Below are 25997 nucleotides of genomic sequence, written 5' to 3' on the forward strand. Positions count from 1 at the left end.
TTTTATAACGATTGTTATACGCTGCCTTTTCTGTTATTTCGTTTTTCGTTTTCCTCTTTTATTTAGCTTTATTTCTATCTTAATGTCTTGCTCGATATACTCTTCAAGTTCCTTTCTCCCTAATTCTACTTCCAGATAAGCTATTTTCAAACTCTCGCAAATATGTTTGTTTAAGAGTTTCTCATACTTGTCAGGGAATTTATTTTTAGTTGTTGCTTGAATAAAGTCCTTATTATTTGAAAACAAGTTTTTACCGATTGTCCTGCGTACAGTGTGATGTCTGCTATCCAAAAGGTCATTCATTCTTCCTTTAAGATTGCCAGTTTCACCAACGTAAACAATTTCTGCTCTTTCTTTTAGGGCATATACACCAGCTTTTGAAGGAACCGTTGAAGTCCATTGCCGAGTTAATTCTATCTCTTTCCAATTGTCCTCATTGAACAACTTGTCTTTCAAATCAATTAAATAGTTTAATACATTCATTCTATTAATTGCTTGGAATTAACTTGTCAAGTAGTTCATCAATTTTCTTAACCCCATCTTTTCTTATTCTTTCTTTTGACGACTTTAATGTTTGCTTAACTTTAAACCAAGTGCGAATGTCAATTGAAAATGCAATGTCACGAATTTCGTCTTCTAAGTCTTCTATTGCTTCTTTGATAATTTCTGGTTTTATAGAATTTGTTGTAATCTCAATAGCACCCCGCATTTCGTCAATATCATTTGGAAATTGTTGTTTTACTTCTTCATAGTAATCCTCGAGTAAATCAAAAGTTTCAAGGATTTTCGTTTTTCCATTAAGTCTATATGCGGTAACTGGGTCGATAGTTGCTAAACTGTCAACAGCATTTGTGTATTTTTCCTCAATGCTCTCAAGATTGTCAGCTACATTGTCTTGAATAAGCTTCTCGATAAGTCCAGAGTAGAGTTGGTTTAAATATTGTTTTACTTCTTCTGTTTGTTCGTGCTTTGGAACTCGCAGTAAGATTCTTTCTGTTAACAATTCAACGATATTTGAAGTGTCGAGCTGATTAAAGATGAAGTTGGTTTCTAAAAGATTATAGAGAATTTGTTTCTTAATTTTTTTGTCTTCTTGTCTTGTTCTAAACCATTGTCCAAGTTCATTTAAGAACCACCCAAAGGCGATACTGAAAAGAGCCGTAATATATGTCCAGTCAATTTTGTCCACTGTTGTTTTTCAAGGTTGCGTATACCAACTGTATAAGCGCAATGGCACTTATATGTCTTCACTTATTATTTTTTTTTCATAAAACACCTAACAAACTTACAATCAACCAATAAATCATTTAACAATCGTTTCAGCCGAAAGTCAGACAGCTAAAAACGAATAAACGTCAGTTTCCATCTTATTGTAGTTGTTTTACAATTCCGAAGATAGGAGAAATAGTTGATATCCTGAACAGAACGACTAAACTATTAATGAGTTACACATCCAAAATAAAGTACAAACCGCTTTCCACAAGAGTTGTCTTTTATTCAGTAAAGCAATAGCTCACCCTTTCAAATTCATCCTGAATACCGATTTTTGAAAAAAATACCACCTTCATACAACCATATCTGAAACTATTGACTCTAATTCCATAGAGCGACTATTGAATAATGCAAGAACGAGAACTAATTGAACAGTGTATAAACGGGCATCGAATTTCTCAAAGGAAATTGTATGACACCTATAAAACACCAATGTATACACTGGCCTATCGGATCACGAATAGTTTTGAAGATGCAGAAGATGTGTTGCAAGAAGGGTTCTTAAAGGTATTTAGAAATTTGAGCAGCTTTAATCAAGAATCGAAGCTTTCTACTTGGATTCATACCATTATCGTTCGCACGGCTTTTCGAAAAATAAAAGATAACGTAAATTATAAAACCATAGACATACATGCTGATGACAGTCAGCTAGAAATTGTTTACCCCTCTGATGTTGACTATTTAGAAAAGGCCATTCAGAGTTTACCTGATGGCTACAGAACCGTATTTACACTTTATGAGATTGAAGGATATAAGCACCATGAAATTGCTGAATTGCTAGAAATCTCAACTAGCACTTCTAAAACACAATTGAGAAATGCCAAGATAACCCTGAGAGATCAACTTAAAAACTTTTCAATCAATGGATAAAAATAAGCTACATCTTCCCGAGCACCATCCAAATGAAAATGTTTGGAATGCAATTGAAACTGGATTAAACAATCAAGAATTGCTTGATGCGCTGCCTCAATACAGTCCTTCAGAAAAAGTATGGAATAAGATTCAACCACCACCAACTGGTCGAGTTATTACCCTTACGAATATTCTAAAAATAGCAGCAGCTTTTGCCTTTATAATTGGAGTCGGTTACTTGATCGCATTATTAAATCCGATGAAAAAAGAGAATGAAATTATCACATACTCAGAGGAGTGGATTGAACCCATAGATACTTCAAATTGGAATATAGAAGAAGATCGAAGCATAGCAGCATTGATTGAACAAAAAGAAACTGAGACTCCTCTTCTCTTAAAATCAGAAGAATACAACCTATTAAAGAGAGAATACAACAACCTACTGGAATCAAAACAAGAGATTTTAAACGAAGTGAATCCATACAGTGAAAACGTAGAATTAGAATTGATCCTTACACGAATAGAGTTAGAAAAAAGTTCAATCGTGAGAAGTTTAATTTCTTTCCATGCAGCTTAATAACAGAACAATGAAACTAAAAAAACAGCTTCTATTACTCATTATTCCTTTGCTTGTTTCGATGCCACTTATCGGACAAATTAAGGTGTACAATGTAGAGTCTACAATTGTCAAGGAATTTGAAATTGGTTCCAAAACGGCTTTCTCTATTGTATCCAACAAAGCAGATATTAAAGTCATTGCTACGACAAACCAATTGATTAAAATAACTGCCGTATTGAGTTCTAAAAATGAGAACAAACAATTGGCAGAAAAAGACTTAACACTACAAAAACACATTATAACTAAAAAATCAAACACCATCTCTATTGTCAACTATGTAGAACTATCGAGTGGAGAATCAAAACCTACCTCTAACCTTCAAACCACTTTTTTAATAGAGGTTCCTAAGTCCATGATTGGTGAATTTAAAATCAAAAATGATTTCGGAAAAATTGAATTCTCCAACATTGCAGCGAATGCCATTATTGAAAGTAAATTTTGTCCAATTACAATAACGAATTATGAAGGCAGCTTAAAACTAGAATCTTATTATGGAGATGTGAGTTTAAATAATGTTGAAGGTAAACTGACGCTAACGACCAAGCATTCAAAACTGAACATTGAAAACCACAATGGAGACTTTATCTTAAAGTCTAGTTTTTCAAAGATTAACTTAATCAATATCAACCCAAAACAGACCTCAACGATAGAAGACGATCATTCAGAAATTAATTTATCTCAAACCTGTTTGAGTTGTAATTACATATTATTTGATTTAGAGAAATCTGAATTCAATTTCCCAAGTACTGCCACTGTCAGCTATTCATTAAAAGAAGAATTTAAAATTATCGGTTCACTTTTCAATTCTAAACCAACTCGAGTGATCGACATTAAATCCAATACAGGTATCGTATCGTTAAAAGCACTTTCTAAATAAAACTTCTATGCTACTCAAAAAATACATTTCTATCCTTTTTCTGCTAATCGGCTTGAACGGCTTTGCGCAGAACGACACCATAAAAATTACCAATCGATTGGACTCCAATTCTACCCAATACTTAACTCCAATGGAATACGCTTTTATGTTTCATGAAGATACTCCTTGGATGTTGAAAGGAGGTATTAATTCGGAAGATGATTTTTTAATTGCATTTGAAAGAAGGATCAAAGGTGGATTCACTGCTAACGTATCTTTTCTCTATGCGAGAAATCTATCAACTACAGTCAATAGAAACATATTTATAGGCAATATCGAAACGAGGTATTATTACAATATGAAACTCCGTAATAAAAGTAGAAACACTCCATTTAACTTATCGGGCAATTACTTTTCTTTGGGATATGAGACAAATAATAGAAAAACATCAATAGAAAAGAATACTATCGACGGGGTGGAATATTTAAAATACAAAAGTGGACTTAATTCTACTTATTTTCTAAAATGGGGAATGCAGCGGCGTTATTTAAAGAATGGATTCATTGATGCCGGAATCAAAGCAGTATACAGATTAAACGGAGATTTAAATAATAGTTTTCAACTTCATTCAGTCACCTCAATAGGATTAGCATTGGCAAAAGACAAATCATCACTAAATGAGAAAAACCTCTGCTCAGTAATAAAGTGCTTTGAATCTGATCGTTCTGTTTTTAAAGTAAATGTTTCAAATTTATTTGGGATAGGGTTATCAAGTGACAATTTCGGTGTACATCTAAACCCCGAAGTGACTCATGAATTCAAATTGGGAACATCGTCCTTCTCCATTAATAATACATTGAGTACCAATCTAGAATTTTCATACAGTATCAATGATTATAATAACACTCCACCTCCCGGCAGTTATATCTTTCAATCTAATATTGATCGCCAACGTTTATTAATAAATGTTGAGTACCTCTTCGAGTCAAGGTATTACTTCAATTTAAAAAATCGTATTCTAAAAGGCAAAACTGGGAATGGATTATCGGCTGACTATGTCTCAATAGGATTATTTAATTACTATCAAAATAATGACTACATAATTAATCCATATTCAACTGTTAGTTACCTAGACCCAAAGTATAAAAAGCAAAATTTTAATTTTTTACAGCCACAATTCACTATAGGAAGCCAGCGCTTTATTGGTGATCACTTTTATTATGACTTAGGGATAGGTTACAGAATGGCAAATCTAATCGATAAAGAAAGGACAGTCAATAGTCGTCTTTCTTATGAACTTCATCTTTACAATAAAGTAGGATTTCGGTTTTAAACAATTTAGTATTCAAATGTAATTTCTAAGTAAATAGCAATGAAATTTAAAGCTCTACTCATTTCTTCAATTCTTCTTCTATTAATTAGCCTAAACGGCTTTGCACAGAACGATACCATAAAAATTACCAATGGAATGGACTCCAACTCTACCCAATACTTAACTCCAATGGAGTATGCTTTTATGTTTCATGAAGAAACGCCTTGGATGCTAAAGGGAGGAACGAATTCGTCAAATCAACTATTCGTTGGTTTTGAAAAAAGAATTAAAGGTGGGTTCACTGCGAACATTTCTTTAAAATATCAAGACAATATATTTTTTTCAGGCTTCAGTAACAGATCTTATAAATACTTTAATATAGGCTTTAGGAACATGCTTATGGTCAACTTCTCCGCAAGGTATTATTACAATATGAAACTTCGAAATAAAAATAGAAATACCCCATTTAACTTATCAGGCAATTACTTTTCTTTGGGCTATGAAGCAAATAATAACAGGACTTCTAAAGAAAAGATTACAAACAACGGTGTAGAATATACAATTTACAACAGAGGACTTAATTCTACCTATTTCCTAAAATGGGGAATGCAGCGCCGTTATTTGAAGAACGGTTATATTGATGCCAGTCTTAAGGCTGCATATAATTTTAATGGAGACTTTAATAATAGTTTTCAATTGAAATTAGAAACCTCGATAGGATTAGCGTTTGCAAAAGACAAATCAACTTTAAATGACAAAAAATTGTGTTCAGTCATTAAGTGTTTTGAATCTGAAAAGTCCGTTTTCAAACTGAACCTTTCTGATTTGTTTGAAATCCAAATAAAAAGTAACTCTAACAACTTTTGGCTAAATCCTGAAATTTCTCATGAAATTAAGTTGGGCAAATCATCCTTCTCAATTAATAATGCGATAAAATCCAATTTAGATTTTCATCGCTTATCAGTAAATGTTGGATACCTTTTCGAAACAAGGTATTACTTCAACTTGAAAAACCGGATTCTAAAAGGAAAAACTGGAAATGGATTATCAGCTGATTATGTTTCATTGGGGTTTCATAATTATTATCAGAACGCTGAATATATAAACTCCACAATTTGGGCTCTAAGTGGCAGTGACAATTTCAACTTTCTACAGCCTCAATTCACTGTTGGCACACAACGTTTTGTTGGAGATCATTTCTTCTATGATTTGGGAGCTGGAATCCGATTTACAGATATTATAGATAAAGTTCGTCCAAGTAATAATCGATCTGGTGCAGAACTTATTATTAATAACAAAGTAGGTTTTCGATTTTAGCAGTTAATTAATTCAGTAAATTTTATATAATTGGTTTGTTTTCAAAAAAAATCCCTAGCGCAATTTTGCACTAGGGATTTTTTGTGGAGCCGGAGGGAGTCGAACCCTCGTCCAAACGAGGAACCGATAAGCTTTCTACATGTGTAGTCTTTACTTAATTGTCGGGAGTGAAATGGCTAAAAACGACCTCTTCAAACCTTATCTTCTTTAGTTTCGCCAACCCATCGAAGCGCGAGGTTCGCTAGCTCAATAGTCTGATAAGCCGATTCCGAAAATTACTGAGCAAAATCTCCGGAGGCCTAGCTTGTTCTACAACCTAGTTGCAGAATTAGGGTTAATCTCTATCGAGTATTAAGCCGCAAGCGCGTAGTTGTTCTCGCCGTTTAGCGAAAGTTTAGCATTAGTTTTAACGAGCCAAAAACTAAAAGCTCGACATGCTTACCTATAAATCCTTCTCGCTGTCGAAACCGGTCGGCCCCAAAACGAATGACAAAGTTAATTAAAGTCTAGCGTTCTATTGTGTTTCATCCGATACTTAAATTTTAAGGTGATCTCTTTTCTCTGTTACTAGAATCCATTCTTTCCTGTTCCCTCAAAAAAATACCCATTTCTGAGTATTTCCCCACATCCACAAACCAGATACCTTTGGTCTAAACTAATTTAATTAACAGTAGAATTATGTGGGGACTAATTCTATTTATTTGAAGGGCTTTCTGCGCACAGGAAGTCCTTTTTTTATTACTTTAATCCCCAAATTCTAAAGCAAACTAACATGTCTAGTGATTACATCTCAATCAATCGCGAATCTTGGAACAAACGAACTGCAGTCCACATTGAGTCTGAATTCTACGATGTTCCAACTTTCTTGAAAGGAAAGAATTCTTTAAATTCCATTGAATTAGATTTGCTGGGTGATGTAACTGGCCAAAAAATATTGCACTTACAGTGTCACTTTGGACAAGATTCCATTTCATTGGCTAGAATGGGTGCTAAAGTAACTGCGGTAGATTTATCTGATGCAGCTATTGATTATGGCAGGAAACTAAACGAACAAGTCAACACCGATGTTACTTTTATTTGCTGCGATGTCTATGATCTTCCAAATCATTTGTCTGAAAAGTTTGACATTGTTTTTACGAGTTATGGATCCATCGGCTGGTTGCCAGACATTAACAAATGGGCAGACATTGTTGAACAGTATTTAAAACCTGGCGGTGAATTCATTATCGCAGAATTTCATCCTATCTTATGGATGTATGATACTAATTTTAACACGATTAAATACCGCTATTTTAACGATGCTCCCATTGAAGAAACGGAAGATGGAACCTACACCAACCCTGATGCTGAAATCACACAAGAATATATCTCTTGGAACCATGGATTGGGAGAGGTTGTAAATAGCCTAATTAACAAAGGGTTAGTAATTCAATCGTTGCAAGAGTTTGATTACTCCCCCTACAATTGTTTTTCTCATACCGAAGAATTTGAGCCTGGAAAATTCCACATCAAACATTGGGAAAACAAAGTGCCAATGGTTTATTCGATAAAGGCAATTAAAAATTAATACAATTTGACTATCAAAATATAATCTAAACGTTGCTCCAGTAAACTTTAATCATTTTATATTTTCTTATTGATCATTCAAATTACAGGGGTTAATGGAAACTTTTGAAAAAGTACCGCCATCTTTTCTAAACAATGAAAATAATCATAGCTCTAACAATACACCACAACTCTCTATTTTATTATTGTTGACTGTAATATTAAATTTATTATTTAACCTAAAAAGTTCTTCCTCATTGACGCTTAGATCATTTAAAAAAATAGCCTGCTTGTAGTTATTCTTATTTAACCAAGTCATTATTTCGTCTCTTATTTTTTGAGTTCCCCAGTAAAATCGCATCGTTGGAGTTGATGTTGCATATTCTATGGTTCCTGTTTTTAATTCTCCCCACACAACATCATAGTTATCAAAGCAATCATTCAGAGTTTCCGTTTCTGCTGAAATAGGCAACTTTTCAATGGTCTTGAATTTTGAATAATTGGAAAGAAAAACTACAGATAAACCAATTATTATAAAAGAGTTAAGGGCTATATAACTCATTTCGGTTTTAGTATTTATTTGGGCAACCTTGTGAATAATCAATCCTATCAATATTAACGCTAAGCCATATGGATAATAAGGTGTTTTTGCAGCATGAAATAAAAAGAAAAGATAAATTAAAACTAAACTAATAGTAAATGGAAGTATCGACTTCATTCCTTTTTTAAGGTTTAAAAAATAAGCAATGGACAAGGTTACTACATTTATAATGAACCATTTATTCTCAATTAAAAAGTAATACCTAAGATTCACTATTGCCATCTCTAAACTTGCAGAAGCTTGATCAATAGACGAATAGGTGGATGCTATAAAGTCATTGAGTAAAATTTTAGTGTAAACAGAATATGGTAATAATCCAAACACAAAAAGAATCAAGAAGGCTTGTGCAGCCGATAGGATAAAAGATTTCAAATTTTTAGAGTCCAAGAATTGAATAAACTGATGTAAGAAAATGGGAGCAAGAAGTAAAACGTTTGCTAGTCTGAAATTAACCGTAATAGCAATAAAAATTGCTGCCAATCGCCAATTTTTAGAATAACAAATTCCGGCAGCTATTAAAAGTCCGAAGGTCGGAGCCACTGAATTCACATTGGTATATTCGGTTAAAAATGGGGCTATTACAATACTCAATAAAATAAACAGGGAGGTCAAAGTAAACTGTTTTTTTCTTATTTTAGGTTCTTCTTTTAAAGCCACTATAAAGGTTAATCCATAAATCAATAGCACTATGACTAAAGGAAATAAATATTGTCTGTATGCCTTTGGGAAAATAGAAAGTAAAGCCGAAGTTCCAATAGGGTATTGATTTATGATTTTATCAGATGATTCATCTAAATGATAGGCATGTGGAACTATAATCCAAGCATATTCTTTTTTGGCATAACCTTGATCAGATAAATACTGTTTTAAATCATTTAAAAAAGGACGTTCTGTATGATCAGAGAATAAATTACCGTTATCAATGGCTTCAGACATATGCAAATACCCGAATTCGTCGCAGCCTTTAGGTAATTCATGGTGATTTTTATAAAATCTAACATAAACGGTAGCCAAAACAAGTAAAAAAATAGAAATTTGCAGAATTCGATTGATCGTATTTAAATTAAAGTTCATCTTATTTAACTTCATGAATTTATATCCCAAAAGTAATAGTTCTAAATCACTTGTTACTATCTTACTTATTCTATTAGTGGTCTTATTAAGATTTTCTTTTGGTGGATTTAACTGGTCTTATTTTATTGTATTGGGCAATGATTTTACTTCGTCATCAATCAGTTCAGATGCACTAGAAATACAAGAAGGTCCTGGATATGATGGACAATTTTATTACGGATTGGCGCAAGAACCATTCTCTTTTGAAAAAGAAAAGGGTGGTGTTATCATTGATCATCCACCCTATCGACATCAACGAATTTTATATCCTTTTTTAGCTTATTTAGCATCATTTGGAGTTAGTTCTTTAGTTCCATTCATGCTAGTTTTGATAAATATATTTTCCTTGTTTGTTATTAGTCATGTTGTTTCTAATTTCAATTTTACATCTCAAATCAAGTGGAGTTTCTTAATTCCATTTTTAATCTCTGGATTGTGGCTAAGCTTAAGTCGTGATTTAACTGAATGTCTTGAAGTTGCACTGCTCATATTAACATTTAAGTATTTCATTAAAAATAAATTAGGTTTATTTATTTTATTCTCCTGTTTGTCGCTACTTACTAGAGAAACCACAGTGATATTTATAGGAACTATGGCTTTAATTTGGTTTTGGAAGGATTGTGCACACATCTCCATCAAAACAGGTTTTCGAAATGCCTTTATATTGATTATTCCATTCTTTCTACTTGCAAGTTGGAAATTTATACTTCTAAACTCATACCCAAATAGTGATTTAATCTCCGCTGGTTCAAATATTACATTTCCACTAAATGGAATCTATATGAGCTTTCTTGTAAATTTTAAGGGAATTATTTCTACTCGAAGTTTCATTGAGTTTGCTGTTTGGCTTACTTTTCTTACTTGGCAATTTAGTCTATTCATTATTGGAATACGCGCTATGGTTTTTCAATTCAAAACCAATTTTATAGGCAGCACCTTATCGGTGTTAAGTTTAGTAGGAATCTGCTTTGCTTTACTTTTTTCAATCTCCATATATATTGATGATTGGGCATTTCTAAGAGTCTTAGCTTCGCTAGATTTATTCCTAATATTATTAATAATTGAACGCAAAGGAAAACTCATCAATTGGTTTTCAATAGCGACAGTTGCTCTTGCGTGTATAACTATAGCAAGAATCATTCTTAGAGTATAAGCACTTGGAGCTTATGAATTCATCCATAACTCCAATGCAATCGACAACGGAAACTATTGGAGAGCCATCCTTTTTATAAACCTTACCTTCGCTAATCATTTAAAAAAGAAATATGGACGCAAACGATATCAATCAAATTTTATCAAAAAAACAACTTAGAAACTTAATCATTGTAGGAGGGTTAATTGTCTTATTATTCTTGCTAAGACCATGGGCACAAGTAGGTGCAGGACAAAGAGGTGTGGTACTTAACTTTGGTGCAGTACAAGACATTGTTTTGCAAGAAGGTATTCACTTTAGAGTTCCAATTATGCAGGAAGTGATTTTAATGGACGTTAAAATTCAAAAAGTAGTAACAGATGCAGCTTCTTCCTCTTCAGATCTTCAAGATGTAGACATGTCTGTAGCGTTGAACTACAACATCATGCCTGACAAAGCCAATGTGGTTTACCAAACTATCGGTACAGATTTTAAGTCTAGAATTATTGACCCAGCTATTCAAGAAGTTGTAAAGGCTGTTTCAGCCAGATATACTGCAGAAGAATTAATTACCAAACGACCTGCAGTAAGCAGCGAAATGAGAGAAGCAATACAAAGTCGTTTATTGGAAGCGAATATGTCAGTAGTCGCTTTTTCCATTATCAACTTTAGTTTTTCTCAAACCTTTACTGATGCAATTGAAGCCAAGCAAACTGCTGAGCAAAATGCATTGAAAGCAAAAAGAGATTTGGATCGGATTCGTGTTGAAGCAGAACAAACAATTGCAGCAGCAACTGCTGAAGCAGAAGCTTTACGTTTGCAAAAAATGAATATTTCTCCTGACTTGATCGAATTGAGAAAAATTGAAGCTGAACTAAAAGCCATTGAAAAATGGAATGGAGTGCTACCAGGTGTTACTGGTGGAGGAGCAATTCCTTTTATCGGTGTTGGTGAAACTAAATAGTTCTTTTAAAGAGAAAACATAAATCAATAAAAATGCCTTATTTCATTGTGAAGTAAGGCGTTTTTATTGTCCACTAATTCTTTTCTAATAATCAATCCCAACAACTTCAAACACTCGCTCTTCCTTTGCCAATTGAAGAACGGCCTTCTCTCCTACTTTTTTACCCATTAACAGTCGAGCAATTGGAGAATTAAATGCCATTTTCTTCTTTGATATATCCGCTTCATCCACTCCTACGATTTGAAATTTCTGGATTTGTTTAGCCGCTCCAATTTTCAAAGAAATCAAAGCGCCAAAACGCACTTCGTCCTTTGGTTGTTCTTCTAATTCTACAATTTGAGCACTAGAAATTCGTTCATTAAGCAATTGAACTTTAGCGTGAATTAAATTTGACGCGATCCGTCGCTCTTTTTCATTGGTTGCTTCTAATTGCTCTCTTTCTTTTAACAACTCCTCTTTTTCAGCCAACAGCTCCTGCATGCCATTTGGCGTTACATAATTGGTTAAGCCGTCTGGTAAGTCAGCTCTTGGCGGTACCATTGGTGTTTCTTCTTGATCGTCTTCTTTAACAAATCCTCTGCTCATCTCTTTCTGGTTTATTACTCGAAGTTATGAAAGTCTGGTTAGAATGACTTGTTTTCAACAGGTTGAATAAATTTTATAACTAATTCTAAATACGCAAAATTGAATTATTGCCCTTTCCTCTTCTCCAATTTTTGTTTGTGGTATAATTTTTCTGCCACATATATGGTCTTTTTCACTTCACAGTATACCACCGAGTGGTCTGCATTGGTCAACTGGGTCACTTTCAAAAAGTCGATTTCTTTTGATTCTGCCACTTGCTGCTTGATTTGCTCTAACTCATTTAACGTAAATGTAAATTCTGCATACAAATCTTCTCGGGCCGGTCGTTTGAAGTAGATCTCTGCTGATTTGTCCCAAACCACATAATCGTCGCCAATTAAATTCATTAATTGTACCATGGGAATTGGATCAACTGCAGAAAACATACTTCCTCCAAAAATCGAGCTTACATAGTTTCTGTTCTTGTAACTGATGGGCAATTTTACGGTAATCTTTAATAAATCATCAGAAACCGATCGAATTCGAGCAGTACTTCTGCGGTACATTGGCGACCAATTGTATCCGTATTTAAATAAGGTAGGCAACCCTATAAATCGTTGCCCTGTTTTCATTAACTGCTTATAAATTGACATCTTGATAAAATAAAATCCAAATTTACAGAGATTCAATCAGGTCTTGCTTCTACCACCTAACATTCGTTTGTTTTGAATTAGAATTCATTCAGAAAAACTTAAAATGGAAAGAATAGATTACTTCTTTTTTAGGAACTACCGTTTTATAATTACTTTTCAAGCTCAAATGAGGCTCCTTTTATGAAGATTGAAATAATAAAAAAAATAGATTCCTCGAAAGGGCAAGTATTTGTCATAGACTCCAATCAATTTGAGGTAGATCGTCAACTTTTTAAACCAAAAAAAGAGTTTCAAGCCCGAGTGATTCAACTAATACTATCTGAACTAATTGGAGATCATACCTTATCTCACCTTGAAAATGGGGCTCCTTATCTCAAAGATTATCCATATAACATTTCCATTTCTCATTGTGATAACCTTTTTGCCATTTATCTGTCAAAGATAATCGATGTAGGGGTGGACATTGAAACAATTAAAAAAGACTTAAATAAAGTAAAAGCATATTTCCTAAACAAAAATGAAATCAATAATGCTTGGAGTTTAAAAGAATTGTACCTCATTTGGTGCATGAAAGAGGCCATTTTTAAACTAGAAAGAGGTAAAATAAATGACCTTGCTAATGAAGTTACCATTTCAAGCTATACAGCAAATCAGGTTTTTTATTCTTATAATTCAGAAGAAAAAAGCTTGAATTATTTTTACCGAGATAATTGGATACTGACTTATACCTAGACATTCAACAGCTTTCAGCTTTTTATCCCTTTCATCATTTAAGCAAAAAACTTAACCGATTACTAATTTAAATGGTATCTATATTACAAACGGAAAACCATCAAATAGTGTTTGAAGTAGGAATACCTCAATTGATGCTTCGATAAATTAAACTGCAACAATATATTCTCCCTATCAACGAAGTTCTTTACACAAAAAAACTGCGATAGAGTGGTTAGCCACTCTATCGCAGTTTTTTAAAATAGATTTGTAAGAAAAATGCTACTCCGTGAATTCAACAATATGAGCACTAATTGTTATCGTTTTTTGAAAGTAGAAAATATAAAAAGCTGAATAGTGCGACTCAATGGTGACATTTACTAGTGCCTTCGAGCCACCTACTAAATTAGCTTTCTTAAGCATATCAGCTTTTGCATTTTCAATCAACGCCTTGTTAGAAAGACCTCCAATGCCCATAATGTACTTGGCACTTGATTTCCCACTAACCTGATCAAGAACAGTAAAGTTCTTTTTACTTAGCTCAACACTGGTAACGTTGTTATTTGAATTAGTTACTAAAGTAGAATGAACCCCACAGCTTGACAACAATATGGTGGTTAAAAATAGAATCGATAGAATTTTAATGTGTTTCATTTTCTAATTAATTATTGATTACAAACTTATAGATTCGCCTTGCTTTTTAACAATAGACGATCTTGACTTATTATTATGGATGCTAATTTTGATAAAAAAAACAAGAAAAGCAAAATTTTTTAAGACAAAATGACTTCTAAAATTTCTAAACGCATTCATCCAAACAATATATTATCCGAATATAAACACTCGTTTTTAATCATTCAAATTACTGGTCGCCTGACAGCAACTGCTCAAAAAAGCCCCCAATCTTCAAAGCTTCATCTATAAAATAAATTTCATAAATCCAAAATCGTTCATTGCCGTTTTTGTCTTTATTGCTCATCAAAAGATGGTTATTCGGATGAATGTAATTTATTTCCTCCTCTCCTACGATTTGTTCATGTGGAAATTTTCCTATTAAATGCCCGCTGTGAATATTGCCAAATTGCCAACCATATTTCTGAGCCATTTCTTTAGTGAAGTGGTAGAATTCTGCGCCTGTTAAAGTATCCTTATTTTTATCATAATAAGCTTTACCTTCTTTCCAAGCTGCTTCTACATCTTGTTTTAATTTGATTTTCTGCGGATTCTTTCCGATCACATACGTCTTGCCCATATCGGCTTCCCACTCTTCGAAAACTGGTCCAAAATCAAAGAATAAAATATCGTCTTTTTGAACCGTTAAGTTAGGAGGATTCTCTTTGTAAGGAAATAATGTATTTGCTCCTGCTCTCACGATTCGTTTGTGCCAAAACTGCCGAATTCCAAACAGTTCAATAGCCAACTCATATACTTCAGTATTGAGCTCCTTTTCTGTTTTTCCAGCTTTAACCAACTGGCGTTCTTCTATTTGCTGAAATAAAACTACTGCTTTTTCTTCTGCTTCTATTAAGTATTGGAGTGGGTTGTGCATGGATTGTATTTGTGAACACAAATAACACATTTAATTCATTTTTTTTTCGACTTTGCAATTATTTTAGTTTCTTCAAGAACTTTTATATTTAAAGCATAAAAGACCCTCTCAACAATAATTCAAACCCATTGAACGAAAAAAAGGTGCAGGTATCAGGAATCTAAGTACTTTTAAAACTAGAAATATCCCTATTTTGACGAAACATTTTCTCTTTTTCCTATTGCTGTTGACTGCATTTTCGGTCAATTTAGTTAGTCAGCAATTAGAGGAAATTTCACCTAATCAATTGACAAAAACAGAACAACTTCCTTCTATATCAAATGAAGATTTAGAACTAATGACTACCGTTTCTAGTCAGTTAGAATTTTATCCAAATTCCTACATTTTAACATTGGAAGCCATTGAAGCCGTTGAAAAAATTGCGACTCTATTAGAGCAAAATCCCCATTACAACTTAGTCATCTCAGGACATTACTTTGAGAGTTTCAGCAAAAGAAGAAACTTGAAGCTTTCTATCCAACAAGCAGAAGCTATCAAAGACTATTTTATATCTGCTAAGTTAGACGAATCACGCATCCGTATTAATGGATATGGAGAAAACCACCCCCTTTCATTGACCAATTTAAAGGTCAACACGCGAATTGATCTTTCGCTAAATTTCTGAATACTCCTACTTCTCCGAAAGTTTGATTTATCTGCACTTCCTGGGTAAATTTATCTTTCACCTTTACTGAGATACTATGAAGTGGCCTTATAGTGTAAAAAACAAATTATCAGCGTCTATCCTATTAACAATCATTATTCTATTGATTCTCTTGGTCAATATTCAAAATCGACAGCGTTTTGAGCAGTTGGATGATTCCATCTCAAGTATCTATGAAGATCGTTTGATGGCTCAAAACTATTTATTCCGTTTATATGACAACTTGAGTAAAGAAGAAATAGTGAGACGAGAAAATGTGGAATATCCCGACCAAAGCCTTTTGGATTTAAGAGCTGAACGCAAGACAGTTATTTCTGAATATCAAAAAACATACTTGACTGAGAATGAAAAGAAAGAGTTCGATACCTTTGTAAAACACCTCGACAAAATTGAAGTGTTGGAGCAGCAATTGTTAGCCCTGAATGACTCTTCAAAAAAAGCTGCAATTGCTAACCAACTTAAAATTGAAGCTATTGACGCCATAAACTCAATGCGGAATTTATCTAATATTCAAACCAAAGAAGGCAAAGCACTCCAAATTAGTTCTCACCAAATTGTTTTAGGAAGTGTTTCCATTTCTCAATTGGAACTAGCAATTCTTATTGTTTTAGCATTAGTCATACAAGTGCTCATTTTTACTTCTAAGTCTTTAACTATTAAATTACAAACTCCACATAATCTCAACTAAGCTCCTATTTGCTTGTAATTCCTCTTATCGGGAAATAGATAACTTTCAACTTTAAAAGCTCATCCCTCAACGAAGTTTGTATTTTATCATCTTTGGTTCATACTACCTTTGGCATCGAATTAAAATACTATCTGAAGAAACCTTAAATATTATTTATTTAAACAGGCAATCTGCTAATTAATTTTTTTATAAATACCTGAAAAAAAGCTTTGATATCTACTAGTAGATCAAAACAATAGATTAATGATATTAAGTTTTAACTACACCTATAACAAACGACCAAAACTCTGAAAGAGCACTTCGAAAGAAGTGCTCTTTTTTTTGTGATGAATTTTCCAAATCTTCTGTCAAATCATCGTCCTTTTTTGTTTCCTTACCTTTGTAATTATGCAACGCATTATTGCTTCATTTCTTTGTCTTATTTTCTTGTTTGGAAATATTGGTTTATCAAGGGCTGCTCACTTTTGTGGTGGGTTAGAGGTAAATGAAAGCTACACTTTTGGAGGTGGTCATTACGACTGTGGAATGCACAACAATCTACTCGGATCGGAAAAAGACTGCTCCATTAAAGAAACTAACATCTCTCAATCAGATTGCTGCAGTGACATCATCAATAAAATAGAAATTACTGATGAATACATAAATAACCTCTCTACCAATAAAATAGAGATTAAACAAATTACCTTATTTTATTCAGCAGCACATTTTTTGAAGGTAGTTCCATCTCCTCTTTTTCAACAATTCTATTCTAAAGAAAGCCCTCCACTGCTCTTTAGTAGCGATTTCCAATCTACTCTGCAGACCTATCGTTTGTGATTCTGTTTTTTATCGATTAATAATCAAAATTAATTTACAGTCATCTCTTTATAAGGACGACAGATTTATTATATAAAAAACATTTTCATGAAAATTCAAAATACAATCGCGGCACTTATCGCTAGTCTATTTATTTTAAGCAATTTAAATGCTCAAACAGACACTACAATTCACCGATTAACCATTAAAAAAGAAATGGTGAATAAAACAGGAAAACCAACAATGGGCATGACTGTTAATGGAAAAACTCCTGGGCCAACTTTAGAATTTAAAGAAGGCGATTTTGCTGTAATCTATGTCACGAATGAAATGGATATGGAAACATCTGTGCATTGGCATGGATTGCTTTTACCCAATTTTCAAGATGGAGTGCCTTACTTAACAACTCCACCCATTTTACCTGGAGAAACTTTTAAATATGAATTTCCAATTAAACAAGCTGGTACCTATTGGTATCATTCGCACACTATGCTACAAGAGCAAAGTGGCGTTTTTGGTTCCATCGTCATCCAACCGATACAAAAAACACATGACTACAATCAGGAGTTGGTTGTAGTACTCTCTGATTGGACGAATCAAAAACCAAAGAATGTTTTAAGAAACCTAAAACGAGGAAATGAATGGTACGGAATGAAAAAAGGAACTTCTGTCCCGTTAAATCGTGTATTGGGAAGAGGGGCTTTGGGAGCTCAACTCAACTTTTGGAAACAACGAATGGTAGGAGCTGATATTGCTGATATCTATTATCCATCATTTTTAAGCAATGGAGATCAAGTCAACTCAAATCCTGACTTCAAAGGGGGCGATAAAGTAAGAATGCGAATCATTAATGGTTCTGCTTCTTCGCAATTTTGGTTGACATTTGGAGGAAATGATCCCACTATTATTTCCGCTGATGGATTGGATGTGGTACCTGTAAAACACAACAAAACCTTTATTGCTATCGCTGAAACGTATGACTTCATAGTTGAAATTCCTGAAGGTAAAACCATTGAAATGCGGGCAATGGCACAAGATGGCTCAGGACATAGCTTAACCTACATTGGTAGTGGAAAAGACACTTTGAAAGCTGAAGTATTGCCGAGACCTGATAAGATAAAGATGATGCAGCAGATGGCACGAATGGACATGCGCATGGGAGCGCCTGCTACAAAAGTTGATCCTTCCAATGAAGATCCTCAGAAAATGATGGACAATTGGGGGATGCAAATGAATATGAAGGGCGATGTAAAAGGCAAAGATCATTCAAAAATGAAGCACAAGCACCACAAAATGAAGAAAAATAAAGTTGAGAAAATGAGTTCTGACTCTTCCATGAAAATGTCTTCTTCAAAAGTAGCTCAACAGGATAGTAGTAATGTGGAAGAACAGATGGAAATGAGTGAAATGGCAAGCATGAATTTGTATCAAGAATACAATTATAACTATTTAAAATCCCCTAAAAAAACAAATTTTTCAGAAGATATTCCAGTAAAAGAGGTCTTGCTAAATCTAACCGGAAACATGTGGAGATACATATGGAGCATGAACGGTGTTCCACTTTCTGAAGCAGATAAAATCAAAATTGAAAAAGGAGAAATTGTAAGAATTACCTTGAACAACCTAACCATGATGCACCATCCCATGCATTTACACGGGCACTTTTTTAGGGTAATCAATGAAAATGGAGACTACTCTCCCCTAAAACATACCGTAAATGTTGCTCCAATGGAAAAAGTTACCATAGAGTTTGATGCCAATGAAAGTGGAGATTGGTTTTTCCACTGCCATGTTTTGTATCACATGATGAGCGGGATGGCAAGAGTCTATAGTTACGATACGCCTCGTGATCCAAGAATGGAAAAGTTTCCATTAAAAAATTTAATGAATGAAGGAAACCACTTTTACAAATGGGGAATGATTGATGCTGCATCGCATATGACTGCATTGAATTTAATCGCTTCCAACAATAGAAATCAATTTAATTTAAAAGGAGAATATGGTTGGAATGAGAATTTTGAATTTGAACTTTCTTACGAGCGATATATCTATGATTATTTTAGAGTTTTTGTGGGATTGAATGCTGAGAATAAATTTGAAAAGAACCACGATAAAGCCAATACAAATCCGGTGGTCGGTATCCGATTTTTAACTCCTTACTTATTCAACCTTGATGTCAGGGTGGATAATGAATTGCGACCTGAATTTAGGTTAAGTCGAAAAGTTCTAATCCTTCCTCGAACAGTTGTCTTCGGAAACTACGAGTATAAAGCTGATTTTGGATGGGTTAATAATCTAACAAATAAAGATGGGTCAAAAATAAATTTCAGTGATGAAGTTACTTGGTCTGCAGGTTTGGAATATTTCTTGTCGCGTAATGTTTCCTTAATGGGTAGTTATGACAATCGGTTCGGTGCCGGTGGCGGACTATCAGTTCGATTTTAAACTTAAACAATATGAATTCATTTATAGATAAATGGGGAGAAGCTGCTTATACTTCCGTTGGCTTTTTCTGGGTGGCCTTGTGGGCTTTCATTTTGGGGTATGCATTGAGTAGTTTTATCCAGATTATCGTCACTAAAGAGAGGATGCGGGGCGCAATGGGTAAAAGTGACCTCAAAAGTGTAAGTCTTGGTACATTCTTCGGATTTATTAGCAGTTCATGCAGCTTTTCAGCTTTGGCCACAACAAAAACTTTATTCCAAAAAGGGGCTAGTTTCGTAGCTTCAATTGCATTTTTATTAGCCTCAACCAATTTAGTTATAGAGTTAGGGATTATTATTTCTATCTTTTTAGGTTGGCAATTTATAGTTGCAGAATACATCGGAGGTCTTTTGCTGATTGGCATTAGCTGGCTGTTAATTCTGATGATTCGACCCAAAAAATTGATCGAAGAAGCGCGGAAGAATCTTGGAGATGGAGAAGAAAGTAATACAGATAAAAAATCGTTCTTGGCTAAAATCAAATCTCCTGAGAGTTGGGCAAAAATAGGCATGCAGTATGGCATGGAATGGAAGATGGTGTGGAAAGATGTTACCATCGGTTTTACTATTGCAGGAATAGTGGCTGCTTTTGTTCCTGATTCTTTCTTTGAAACTCTTTTTATAAATACTGGAACCGGCCAAAGTTCTTTCTCATTCTTGGTATTATTAGAGCACGTCATCATCGGACCAGTGGTCGCTTTTTTAACTTTTATCGGCTCCATGGGAAACATTCCGTTAGCGGCCCTCTTATTTGGAAAAGGAGTTAGTTTCGCCGGTGTCATGGCTTTTATATTTAGTGATTTAGTTGTTTTTCCTGTATTGCGAATCAATGCAAAATATTATGGATGGAAAATGTCCCTCTTTATTCTTTTTCTGCTTTTCGTATCGCTGATTATTTCTTCCCTCCTTCTCCATTACGGATTCCATTTTTTTGATTTAATACCGACTGCTCCAAATTTGATTGAACAATCAGAGCATTTCAAAATCAACTATACCTTTTTCATGAATATTGCCTTTTTAATCATTTCAGGAGTTTTAGTTTATCTGGGATTTTTCAAGAAATCAAAAGTTCATCATCACAAAGAGATGGCTCCAAAAAGTAAGTGGTTTGAACAATTACTAAAATGGATTGCTCTAATTAGTTATGGTTGGTTAATTATTGGGCTAATTCTTAAGTTCATTTAGTCAACATTTAAAAATAAATCCAGAAAGTAAGAACAAGCTAAAAAAACGTTAAATTTGGGAATCAATGAAAGCTATTTTATCCATATTCTTAATGTTACAAATTGTGTTTAGTTCAATGAGCATCACAATAAACATGCATTATTGTTTGGGAGAATTATCCGATATCGCCATTTTTGATGATGCTGAAGTCTGTTCTTTTGAAAAGTATTTTGGAACAGTGACTCCAAAAGATGGAGTTGCTTTTAAAAATAAGTCTTGCTGTGGAAGTGAACACTATGTGATAAATGGACAAAATCACAACACCACTTTAAAAAGTGAGACTACCCTAGCACTCTCAATTGGCGAGCGTAAGATTGCTGAAAATGATTTTATACCGAATAACAATGGTCGTTTATCGACTTTTTACCTTTTAAATCCTCCTTTGGTTGAACCTCCTCTTTTTCTTCGGGTTCAATCTTTTCGATTATAGCTTTTTTGATTTTGGCAACACTTATTGCCTCTTTAGAAATTATAAAATAACTCAACAAAAAATCGAAACATGAAAAAGATACATTTACTTTTAGCCTTTGCGTTTAGCGCATTAACAATACAAGCACAGCAAGACATCTACTTAAAGATCAATCACAAATTAGGTTCGTCTAATTTTACATACAATCAAACAGCGACTAACAATATTTCCAACTCGTTTAATCTTCAACGATTAGAATATTACATTTCTGAAATTACTTTGAAATATGATGGTGGACAAGACACAACTTTAAATACTTATATATTAGTTGATGCAGGAACTGCTACTAATGTTTTATTGGGTTCATTTAATATAACAACATTAGAAAGCATTCAATTTGGAACAGGTGTAGATGCATCAGTAAACAACGGCGATCCGGATCTTTGGCCAATGACACACCCTTTGGCACCTAAATCTCCGTCCATGCATTGGGGATGGGCTGCAGGGTACCGCTTCGCAGCTTTTGAAGGAATGACCGGCGCGAATATGACTACAGGATGGCAAATTCATGCATTGGGTAATAGAAATTACAATACACAAACAATTCCAACGACCGGATTTACGACAGGAACGACCACTACTATTGAGTTAAATGCAGATTACGCAGAAGCTTTGAATGGCATTACAATCAATGGAAACTTATTCAACCACGGTGAAACTGGAGAAGCTGCAACTCTATTGAGTAATTTTAATACAAGTGTCTTCAGTGCAGGTCTTGTTGGAATCAAGAAAAATGAATTGACTAAATTCAATATTTCTCCAAATCCAAGCAGCAAAAATGTTGTTTTGCAATTTGAAGAAAATCAAAATGGAAATCAATTAATCATTACTTCAGTTAATGGTCAAATCGTTAGCCAAGAAACAATCACTTCGGGTAATCAAGTAAACGTTTCAATAGAAACCAAAGGAACTTACTTTGTAAACATTTATAAGCAAGGAAACCTTATCGGTTCTGAGAAAGTAATCATACAGTAATTATGAAAAAATCAAACCTCACAAAAGGTTTGCTTTTTTTATGTTTCATTTCATTCTTCTTTCAGAGTTGTCAAAAAGACAATGATGAAATCGAAGATGAAACGGTTGTATATGATGGCACACCTTATCAAATCAAAACAGGCAACTTCGAACAACCTGTTATTTCGAGTGATAATAAATTAACCGTTCAAGGCGTAAAATTAGGTCGAATGCTTTTTTATGAAAAGAAGCTTTCAGCCAATCAAACTCAGTCTTGTGCGAGTTGTCACCGACAGGAACATGCATTTACAGATACTGCTAGGTTTTCAGAAGGAATTAGAAACTTGCGTGGAAAGCGAAATGCAATGGCCGTTTTTAATATGGCATGGAACAACAACGAGTTCTTCTGGGATGGTCGTGCTCATTTATTGAGGCACCAATCTTTATTGCCCATTCAAGATCCTTTGGAAATGGATGAAAGCTTGCCGAATGTAGTTAATAAATTGAAGGGCGACGAAGTGTATCGCCAACAATTCACTCGTGCGTTTGGGAACGATGAAATTAACCCTGAAAAGATTTCATTGGCCTTGGAGCAATTCATGAATTCCATTGTTTCGGTGAATAGTAAATATGATCGATTTGAAAGTGGAACGACCCAACTAGATAGCATTGAAGAGAGAGGACGGTATTTATTCTTTACAGAATTCAATCCGGGTTTTCCGAACCTTTCAGGAGCAGATTGTGCGCATTGCCACACCACTCGAAATTTTGAAAACGACAAATATTTGAACAATGCATTGGACAGTGATGCAGACATGACAGACGATGGACGGATGAAAGTGACGAACAATCCCAATGACAAGGGGAAATTTAAAGTCACCTCATTACGAAATATTGAGTTAACTGCACCATACATGCATGATGGACGTTTCAAAACGTTAGAAGAAGTTGTTGAGCATTACAACTCGGGCATGGAAAATTCATCCACTATTGACCCTGCATTAATTTATCCAATGAATAACGGTGGACTGCAATTGTCTGAAGACGATAAAAAAGCGCTGATTGCTTTTTTGAAAACACTAACTGATGATGATTTAATGACGAATTTAGATTATTCAAATCCATTTTAAATTGAACATTAAAATTCATAGCACAACTGTAATACGACTATTGGCCCTGTCAATAGTCGTATTGCTTGTTTATGGATTTCAATTATTTTCTGAAGTTCCAAAAACCGATTCATTGATTAAAACACCTCTTGGTTTTCCTCCAATGGAATTTCCGGAAGGTAATGAATTTACCAAAGCAAGGTGGGAATTGGGAAAGCGATTATTCAACGATACTATTCTCTCCATTGACCAATCCATTAGTTGTGGCAGTTGTCACCATCCGCATTTGGCTTTTTCAGATTCGGTGGCATTGAGCCCAGGAGTATTTAATCGAGCAGGAAAAAGAAATGCACCATCGTTAGCCAACATCGGTTATCACCCGTATTTTCTTAGAGAAGGAAGTGTTCCGACGATTGAAATGCAAGTGTTGGTTCCTATTCAAGAACACAACGAATTCAATCACAACATTGTGGACATCGCAAAAGAATTGGAGCAAGATTCTACTTATGTTAAAATGAGTTTGGCTGCCTACAATCGACGACCTGATCCATTTGTCATCTCTAGAGCTTTGGCAAATTATGAGCGCACTTTTATAAGTGGAAACAGCCGATATGACCAATATACTTTTCAAGGCAAAAAGAAGGTATTGACTAAAAACGAGATAAAAGGAAAAAAGCTCTTCTTTAGTGATCGATTGAAATGTGCAAGCTGTCATGGAGGTTTTAATTTCACAAACTATGCTATTGAGAATAATGGACTTTCAGAGAAATACGAAGATGCAGGTCGTTTTCGATTGACACTCGATTCTGTGGATTATGCGAAGTTCAAAGTTCCTTCGTTGCGAAATGTAGAATTAACAGCACCATACATGCACAAAGGTCAGTTTACCACTTTAGAAGAAGTCATTGAGCACTACAATTCTGGAGGCAAAAATTATCCCCAAAAAAGTAAATTGATTCAGCCACTAAACTTGACTGAAAAAGAAAAAAGTGAGCTCCTTGCCTTCCTAAAAACATTGACTGATTATGATTTTGTGACCAATAAAAATTGGCAATAAAAGGGCTAATTTTGAAAAAGGAAGCATCCATCCCCTTCTCCTTTCATTATGTTTAAATCTCTTCTCCTAATTCTTTCAATTTTCTTTGTATCCGACTTCTTGGCATTAGCTCCAATTGAGAATCAATGGAAATTAGTGAATGAAGAAGATGGATTTAAGGTGTATACTAGCGAGAGTACTTTCTCTCCGATTCATGAAATTAAAATTTTATATACCGCCACTTCTACGCTAAACAAAGTTTCAGATCTGCTTGATGATGTCCCAAATTATAAAAATTGGGTCTATAAATGCACACTATCGAAACAAGTTTCTTTAAAAAATAAAGATGATTTTAATTATTACATCCTGACAGACTTTCCGTTTCCTTTATCTGATCGCGATTTAGTGATTCATACACAACAAACCATTTGGTCAAATGGAAAAGGCTATTCCTCTGTTTCAAAACTTTTTCCTTCGGAGTATAACAAAAGCGAAGATCGAGTGAGAATGGCCTACTTCGAATCCAAATGGGAAGTAGTGAAAATCAATTCGACCACCATTAGCATTGACTACCGAGTGGTAGCCGATCCAGCTGGAGATATTCCTTCATGGTTGGTCAATACGTCCATTACAAAAGGCCCCGTTGAAACGATGCGAATGTTTAAAGCAATGATTGAGGATTGATAAATACGACTTATCCCTTATTGTCATCTACTCAATTCTGAAGGACCTTTACTAAAAAAAAGATGAAAAAGTATCTAGTAGTTGCATTGTCACTAACACTAGGTGTTAGTGCTTGTAAAAAAGAAGATGATAAAGTAGAACCTGTTGTTGAAAATCTAAACGCCTGTCCTGATGGAAATTTATGTTTTGAAGCAAGAGGAGAAAAGTACCAATGGCCAGTTCAATTAATTGCCAAAACGAACAATGGCAGCACGAGCTATGAGATTAAGCATGATGATGCTACAAAAAAGAATTCAGCATCCTTGTATTTAAATAGTTTAGACCTGCAAACGTATGATTTCGGAGTTCCTTATGGCTCGGCTGATGAAGCAGAAATGTACATTCGAATAGGAAAAGCAGATGCTTCAGGGCTAAGAGATTATTATATTTCAGGAGATTTTGGCGGCACTTTAAACTTGACCAATAATGCAGGATCATATAGCGCCACCTTTAATTTTAAAGGGTATGATCAGATAAACAAAGACACTGTTTTAGTGACCAATGGACGATTCAATAATTTGAAGTTGTAAAATCAATCCGAATTAAGATTTAATTAATAGCATCAGAAATAATTCTTGTGCTATTTTTTTGATTTCTAATTATCAAAATTGAACCATTGCTAAACTAAAAAATTGGTTCATTAAATCCTTGCCTGATAGGTATACAAATCATAGTAACGCCCTTCAGATTGAATCAAAGTATCATGGTTTCCTCGTTCTGCAATTCGTCCATCTTCGATCAAAAGATTTGATC

The 25997-nt window shown here is 34.3% G+C and carries 27 protein-coding genes and 1 other RNA gene; 20 read left to right on the forward strand and 8 right to left on the reverse strand.

Annotated elements, in window-relative coordinates:
- Positions 1-33: 33 nt before the first annotated feature.
- Positions 34-483: a GIY-YIG nuclease family protein gene (locus ACTB0X_RS14075; RefSeq protein ID WP_463025687.1), complete on the reverse strand. Its 450-nt coding sequence runs from the start codon at positions 481-483 to the stop codon at positions 34-36.
- 4 nt (positions 484-487) lie between these two features.
- A complete protein-coding gene (locus tag ACTB0X_RS14080; RefSeq protein WP_463025688.1) occupies positions 488-1189 on the reverse strand; it encodes a hypothetical protein in 702 nt (233 codons plus the stop codon).
- A gap of 431 nt (positions 1190-1620) precedes the next feature.
- Between ACTB0X_RS14080 and ACTB0X_RS14085 the strand changes: the two genes are divergently transcribed.
- From ACTB0X_RS14085 to ACTB0X_RS14105, 5 genes are read left to right on the forward strand one after another with little or no spacing between them, the layout of a single operon-like run.
- Entirely contained in the window at positions 1621-2142 is a 522-nt protein-coding gene (locus ACTB0X_RS14085; protein WP_463025689.1) for an RNA polymerase sigma factor, read from the forward strand.
- Entirely contained in the window at positions 2135-2701 is a 567-nt protein-coding gene (locus ACTB0X_RS14090) for a hypothetical protein (RefSeq protein ID WP_463025690.1), read from the forward strand. The genes ACTB0X_RS14085 and ACTB0X_RS14090 overlap by 8 nt, the downstream gene beginning before the upstream one ends.
- 10 nt (positions 2702-2711) lie before the next feature.
- Entirely contained in the window at positions 2712-3620 is a 909-nt protein-coding gene (locus tag ACTB0X_RS14095; RefSeq protein WP_463025691.1) for a hypothetical protein, read from the forward strand.
- Between the two features lie 7 nt (positions 3621-3627).
- Positions 3628-4932 (forward strand): hypothetical protein, encoded by a 1305-nt coding sequence (locus ACTB0X_RS14100; RefSeq protein WP_463025692.1) that lies wholly within the window; start codon positions 3628-3630, stop codon positions 4930-4932.
- Between the two features lie 39 nt (positions 4933-4971).
- Positions 4972-6228 (forward strand): hypothetical protein, encoded by a 1257-nt coding sequence (locus ACTB0X_RS14105; protein WP_463025693.1) that lies wholly within the window; start codon positions 4972-4974, stop codon positions 6226-6228.
- Between the two features lie 81 nt (positions 6229-6309).
- Here the strand turns inward: ACTB0X_RS14105 and ssrA are convergent.
- Positions 6310-6707: a transfer-messenger RNA gene (ssrA, locus tag ACTB0X_RS14110) on the reverse strand.
- Positions 6708-7000: 293 nt separating this feature from the next.
- Here ssrA and ACTB0X_RS14115 point away from each other — a divergent pair.
- Positions 7001-7795, forward strand: a complete 795-nt coding sequence (locus ACTB0X_RS14115; protein WP_463025694.1) for a class I SAM-dependent methyltransferase — start codon at positions 7001-7003, stop codon at positions 7793-7795.
- 144 nt (positions 7796-7939) lie between these two features.
- On the opposite strand, the gene ACTB0X_RS14120 is transcribed toward ACTB0X_RS14115, so the two are convergent.
- A complete protein-coding gene (locus ACTB0X_RS14120) occupies positions 7940-9463 on the reverse strand; it encodes a hypothetical protein (protein ID WP_463025695.1) in 1524 nt (507 codons plus the stop codon).
- On the opposite strand from ACTB0X_RS14120, the gene ACTB0X_RS14125 reads away from it, so the two are divergent.
- Together ACTB0X_RS14125 and ACTB0X_RS14130 are read left to right on the forward strand one after the other, a co-directional pair.
- Entirely contained in the window at positions 9462-10640 is a 1179-nt protein-coding gene (locus ACTB0X_RS14125) for an AZOBR_p60025 family cell surface glycopolymer formation protein (protein ID WP_463025696.1), read from the forward strand. The genes ACTB0X_RS14120 and ACTB0X_RS14125 overlap by 2 nt on opposite strands.
- 112 nt (positions 10641-10752) lie before the next feature.
- Entirely contained in the window at positions 10753-11583 is an 831-nt protein-coding gene (locus ACTB0X_RS14130; protein WP_463025697.1) for a prohibitin family protein, read from the forward strand.
- A gap of 84 nt (positions 11584-11667) precedes the next feature.
- On the opposite strand, the gene ACTB0X_RS14135 is transcribed toward ACTB0X_RS14130, so the two are convergent.
- Together ACTB0X_RS14135 and ACTB0X_RS14140 are read right to left on the reverse strand one after the other, a co-directional pair.
- Positions 11668-12168 (reverse strand): GreA/GreB family elongation factor, encoded by a 501-nt coding sequence (locus tag ACTB0X_RS14135; protein WP_463025698.1) that lies wholly within the window; start codon positions 12166-12168, stop codon positions 11668-11670.
- Positions 12169-12272: 104 nt separating this feature from the next.
- On the reverse strand, positions 12273-12779 hold the full coding sequence (locus ACTB0X_RS14140; protein WP_463025699.1) for a DUF4442 domain-containing protein: 507 nt from the start codon (positions 12777-12779) through the stop codon (positions 12273-12275).
- Between the two features lie 201 nt (positions 12780-12980).
- Between ACTB0X_RS14140 and ACTB0X_RS14145 the strand changes: the two genes are divergently transcribed.
- Entirely contained in the window at positions 12981-13532 is a 552-nt protein-coding gene (locus tag ACTB0X_RS14145) for a 4'-phosphopantetheinyl transferase family protein (RefSeq protein ID WP_463025700.1), read from the forward strand.
- A 261-nt stretch (positions 13533-13793) separates the two neighbouring features.
- Here ACTB0X_RS14145 and ACTB0X_RS14150 read toward each other — a convergent pair whose 3' ends face one another.
- Both ACTB0X_RS14150 and ACTB0X_RS14155 read right to left on the reverse strand, forming a co-directional pair.
- A complete protein-coding gene (locus ACTB0X_RS14150) occupies positions 13794-14165 on the reverse strand; it encodes a DUF6567 family protein (RefSeq protein ID WP_463025701.1) in 372 nt (123 codons plus the stop codon).
- Between the two features lie 208 nt (positions 14166-14373).
- Positions 14374-15060 carry a M24 family metallopeptidase gene (locus ACTB0X_RS14155; RefSeq protein ID WP_463025702.1) on the reverse strand — a complete coding sequence of 229 codons (687 nt, stop codon included), beginning with the start codon at positions 15058-15060 and terminating at the stop codon, positions 14374-14376.
- 193 nt (positions 15061-15253) lie between these two features.
- On the opposite strand from ACTB0X_RS14155, the gene ACTB0X_RS14160 reads away from it, so the two are divergent.
- The 11 genes from ACTB0X_RS14160 (at position 15254) to ACTB0X_RS14210 (ending at position 25774) form a co-directional block, all read left to right on the forward strand.
- Positions 15254-15724, forward strand: a complete 471-nt coding sequence (locus ACTB0X_RS14160; protein WP_463025703.1) for an OmpA family protein — start codon at positions 15254-15256, stop codon at positions 15722-15724.
- Positions 15725-15800: 76 nt separating this feature from the next.
- Positions 15801-16451, forward strand: coding sequence for an MCP four helix bundle domain-containing protein (locus ACTB0X_RS14165; protein ID WP_463025704.1), 651 nt, complete (start codon positions 15801-15803; stop codon positions 16449-16451).
- Between the two features lie 387 nt (positions 16452-16838).
- Positions 16839-17267, forward strand: coding sequence for an HYC_CC_PP family protein (locus tag ACTB0X_RS14170; protein ID WP_463025705.1), 429 nt, complete (start codon positions 16839-16841; stop codon positions 17265-17267).
- Positions 17268-17354: 87 nt separating this feature from the next.
- Complete coding sequence (locus ACTB0X_RS14175; protein WP_463025706.1) at positions 17355-19691, forward strand: multicopper oxidase domain-containing protein; 2337 nt, start codon at positions 17355-17357, stop codon at positions 19689-19691.
- A gap of 11 nt (positions 19692-19702) precedes the next feature.
- Complete coding sequence (locus tag ACTB0X_RS14180) at positions 19703-20914, forward strand: permease (RefSeq protein ID WP_463025707.1); 1212 nt, start codon at positions 19703-19705, stop codon at positions 20912-20914.
- Positions 20915-20978: 64 nt separating this feature from the next.
- Positions 20979-21383 (forward strand): HYC_CC_PP family protein, encoded by a 405-nt coding sequence (locus tag ACTB0X_RS14185; RefSeq protein ID WP_463025708.1) that lies wholly within the window; start codon positions 20979-20981, stop codon positions 21381-21383.
- Between the two features lie 69 nt (positions 21384-21452).
- Positions 21453-22397 carry an MbnP family protein gene (locus ACTB0X_RS14190; protein ID WP_463025709.1) on the forward strand — a complete coding sequence of 315 codons (945 nt, stop codon included), beginning with the start codon at positions 21453-21455 and terminating at the stop codon, positions 22395-22397.
- Positions 22398-22399: 2 nt separating this feature from the next.
- Positions 22400-23506 carry a cytochrome-c peroxidase gene (locus ACTB0X_RS14195; protein WP_463025710.1) on the forward strand — a complete coding sequence of 369 codons (1107 nt, stop codon included), beginning with the start codon at positions 22400-22402 and terminating at the stop codon, positions 23504-23506.
- 1 nt (position 23507) lies between these two features.
- Positions 23508-24542, forward strand: coding sequence for a cytochrome-c peroxidase (locus ACTB0X_RS14200; protein ID WP_463025711.1), 1035 nt, complete (start codon positions 23508-23510; stop codon positions 24540-24542).
- A gap of 48 nt (positions 24543-24590) precedes the next feature.
- A complete protein-coding gene (locus ACTB0X_RS14205; RefSeq protein ID WP_463025712.1) occupies positions 24591-25205 on the forward strand; it encodes an SRPBCC family protein in 615 nt (204 codons plus the stop codon).
- Between the two features lie 62 nt (positions 25206-25267).
- Entirely contained in the window at positions 25268-25774 is a 507-nt protein-coding gene (locus ACTB0X_RS14210; protein ID WP_463025713.1) for a hypothetical protein, read from the forward strand.
- Positions 25775-25997: the final 223 nt, after the last annotated feature.

Source organism: Acidiluteibacter sp., from assembly GCF_055129545.1.

Excerpts from the sequence above, each read along its gene's own strand:
- ACTB0X_RS14125 (WP_463025696.1), top strand. The coding sequence starts at position 9,462 with ATGAATTTATATCCCAAAAGTAATAGTTCTAAATCACTTGTTACTATC.
- ACTB0X_RS14165 (WP_463025704.1), top strand. The coding sequence starts at position 15,801 with ATGAAGTGGCCTTATAGTGTAAAAAACAAATTATCAGCGTCTATCCTA.
- ACTB0X_RS14170 (WP_463025705.1), top strand. The coding sequence starts at position 16,839 with ATGCAACGCATTATTGCTTCATTTCTTTGTCTTATTTTCTTGTTTGGA.
- ACTB0X_RS14175 (WP_463025706.1), top strand. The coding sequence starts at position 17,355 with ATGAAAATTCAAAATACAATCGCGGCACTTATCGCTAGTCTATTTATT.
- ACTB0X_RS14185 (WP_463025708.1), top strand. The coding sequence starts at position 20,979 with ATGAAAGCTATTTTATCCATATTCTTAATGTTACAAATTGTGTTTAGT.
- ACTB0X_RS14180 (WP_463025707.1), top strand. The coding sequence starts at position 19,703 with ATGAATTCATTTATAGATAAATGGGGAGAAGCTGCTTATACTTCCGTT.
- ACTB0X_RS14100 (WP_463025692.1), top strand. The coding sequence starts at position 3,628 with ATGCTACTCAAAAAATACATTTCTATCCTTTTTCTGCTAATCGGCTTG.
- ACTB0X_RS14115 (WP_463025694.1), top strand. The coding sequence starts at position 7,001 with ATGTCTAGTGATTACATCTCAATCAATCGCGAATCTTGGAACAAACGA.
- ACTB0X_RS14205 (WP_463025712.1), top strand. The coding sequence starts at position 24,591 with ATGTTTAAATCTCTTCTCCTAATTCTTTCAATTTTCTTTGTATCCGAC.
- ACTB0X_RS14120 (WP_463025695.1), bottom strand. The coding sequence starts at position 9,463 with ATGAAGTTAAATAAGATGAACTTTAATTTAAATACGATCAATCGAATT.
- ACTB0X_RS14145 (WP_463025700.1), top strand. The coding sequence starts at position 12,981 with ATGAAGATTGAAATAATAAAAAAAATAGATTCCTCGAAAGGGCAAGTA.
- ACTB0X_RS14195 (WP_463025710.1), top strand. The coding sequence starts at position 22,400 with ATGAAAAAATCAAACCTCACAAAAGGTTTGCTTTTTTTATGTTTCATT.
- ACTB0X_RS14090 (WP_463025690.1), top strand. The coding sequence starts at position 2,135 with ATGGATAAAAATAAGCTACATCTTCCCGAGCACCATCCAAATGAAAAT.
- ACTB0X_RS14150 (WP_463025701.1), bottom strand. The coding sequence starts at position 14,165 with ATGAAACACATTAAAATTCTATCGATTCTATTTTTAACCACCATATTG.
- ACTB0X_RS14210 (WP_463025713.1), top strand. The coding sequence starts at position 25,268 with ATGAAAAAGTATCTAGTAGTTGCATTGTCACTAACACTAGGTGTTAGT.
- ACTB0X_RS14140 (WP_463025699.1), bottom strand. The coding sequence starts at position 12,779 with ATGAAAACAGGGCAACGATTTATAGGGTTGCCTACCTTATTTAAATAC.
- ACTB0X_RS14135 (WP_463025698.1), bottom strand. The coding sequence starts at position 12,168 with ATGAGCAGAGGATTTGTTAAAGAAGACGATCAAGAAGAAACACCAATG.
- ACTB0X_RS14190 (WP_463025709.1), top strand. The coding sequence starts at position 21,453 with ATGAAAAAGATACATTTACTTTTAGCCTTTGCGTTTAGCGCATTAACA.
- ACTB0X_RS14155 (WP_463025702.1), bottom strand. The coding sequence starts at position 15,060 with ATGCACAACCCACTCCAATACTTAATAGAAGCAGAAGAAAAAGCAGTA.
- ACTB0X_RS14085 (WP_463025689.1), top strand. The coding sequence starts at position 1,621 with ATGCAAGAACGAGAACTAATTGAACAGTGTATAAACGGGCATCGAATT.
- ACTB0X_RS14075 (WP_463025687.1), bottom strand. The coding sequence starts at position 483 with ATGAATGTATTAAACTATTTAATTGATTTGAAAGACAAGTTGTTCAAT.
- ACTB0X_RS14130 (WP_463025697.1), top strand. The coding sequence starts at position 10,753 with ATGGACGCAAACGATATCAATCAAATTTTATCAAAAAAACAACTTAGA.
- ACTB0X_RS14095 (WP_463025691.1), top strand. The coding sequence starts at position 2,712 with ATGAAACTAAAAAAACAGCTTCTATTACTCATTATTCCTTTGCTTGTT.
- ACTB0X_RS14105 (WP_463025693.1), top strand. The coding sequence starts at position 4,972 with ATGAAATTTAAAGCTCTACTCATTTCTTCAATTCTTCTTCTATTAATT.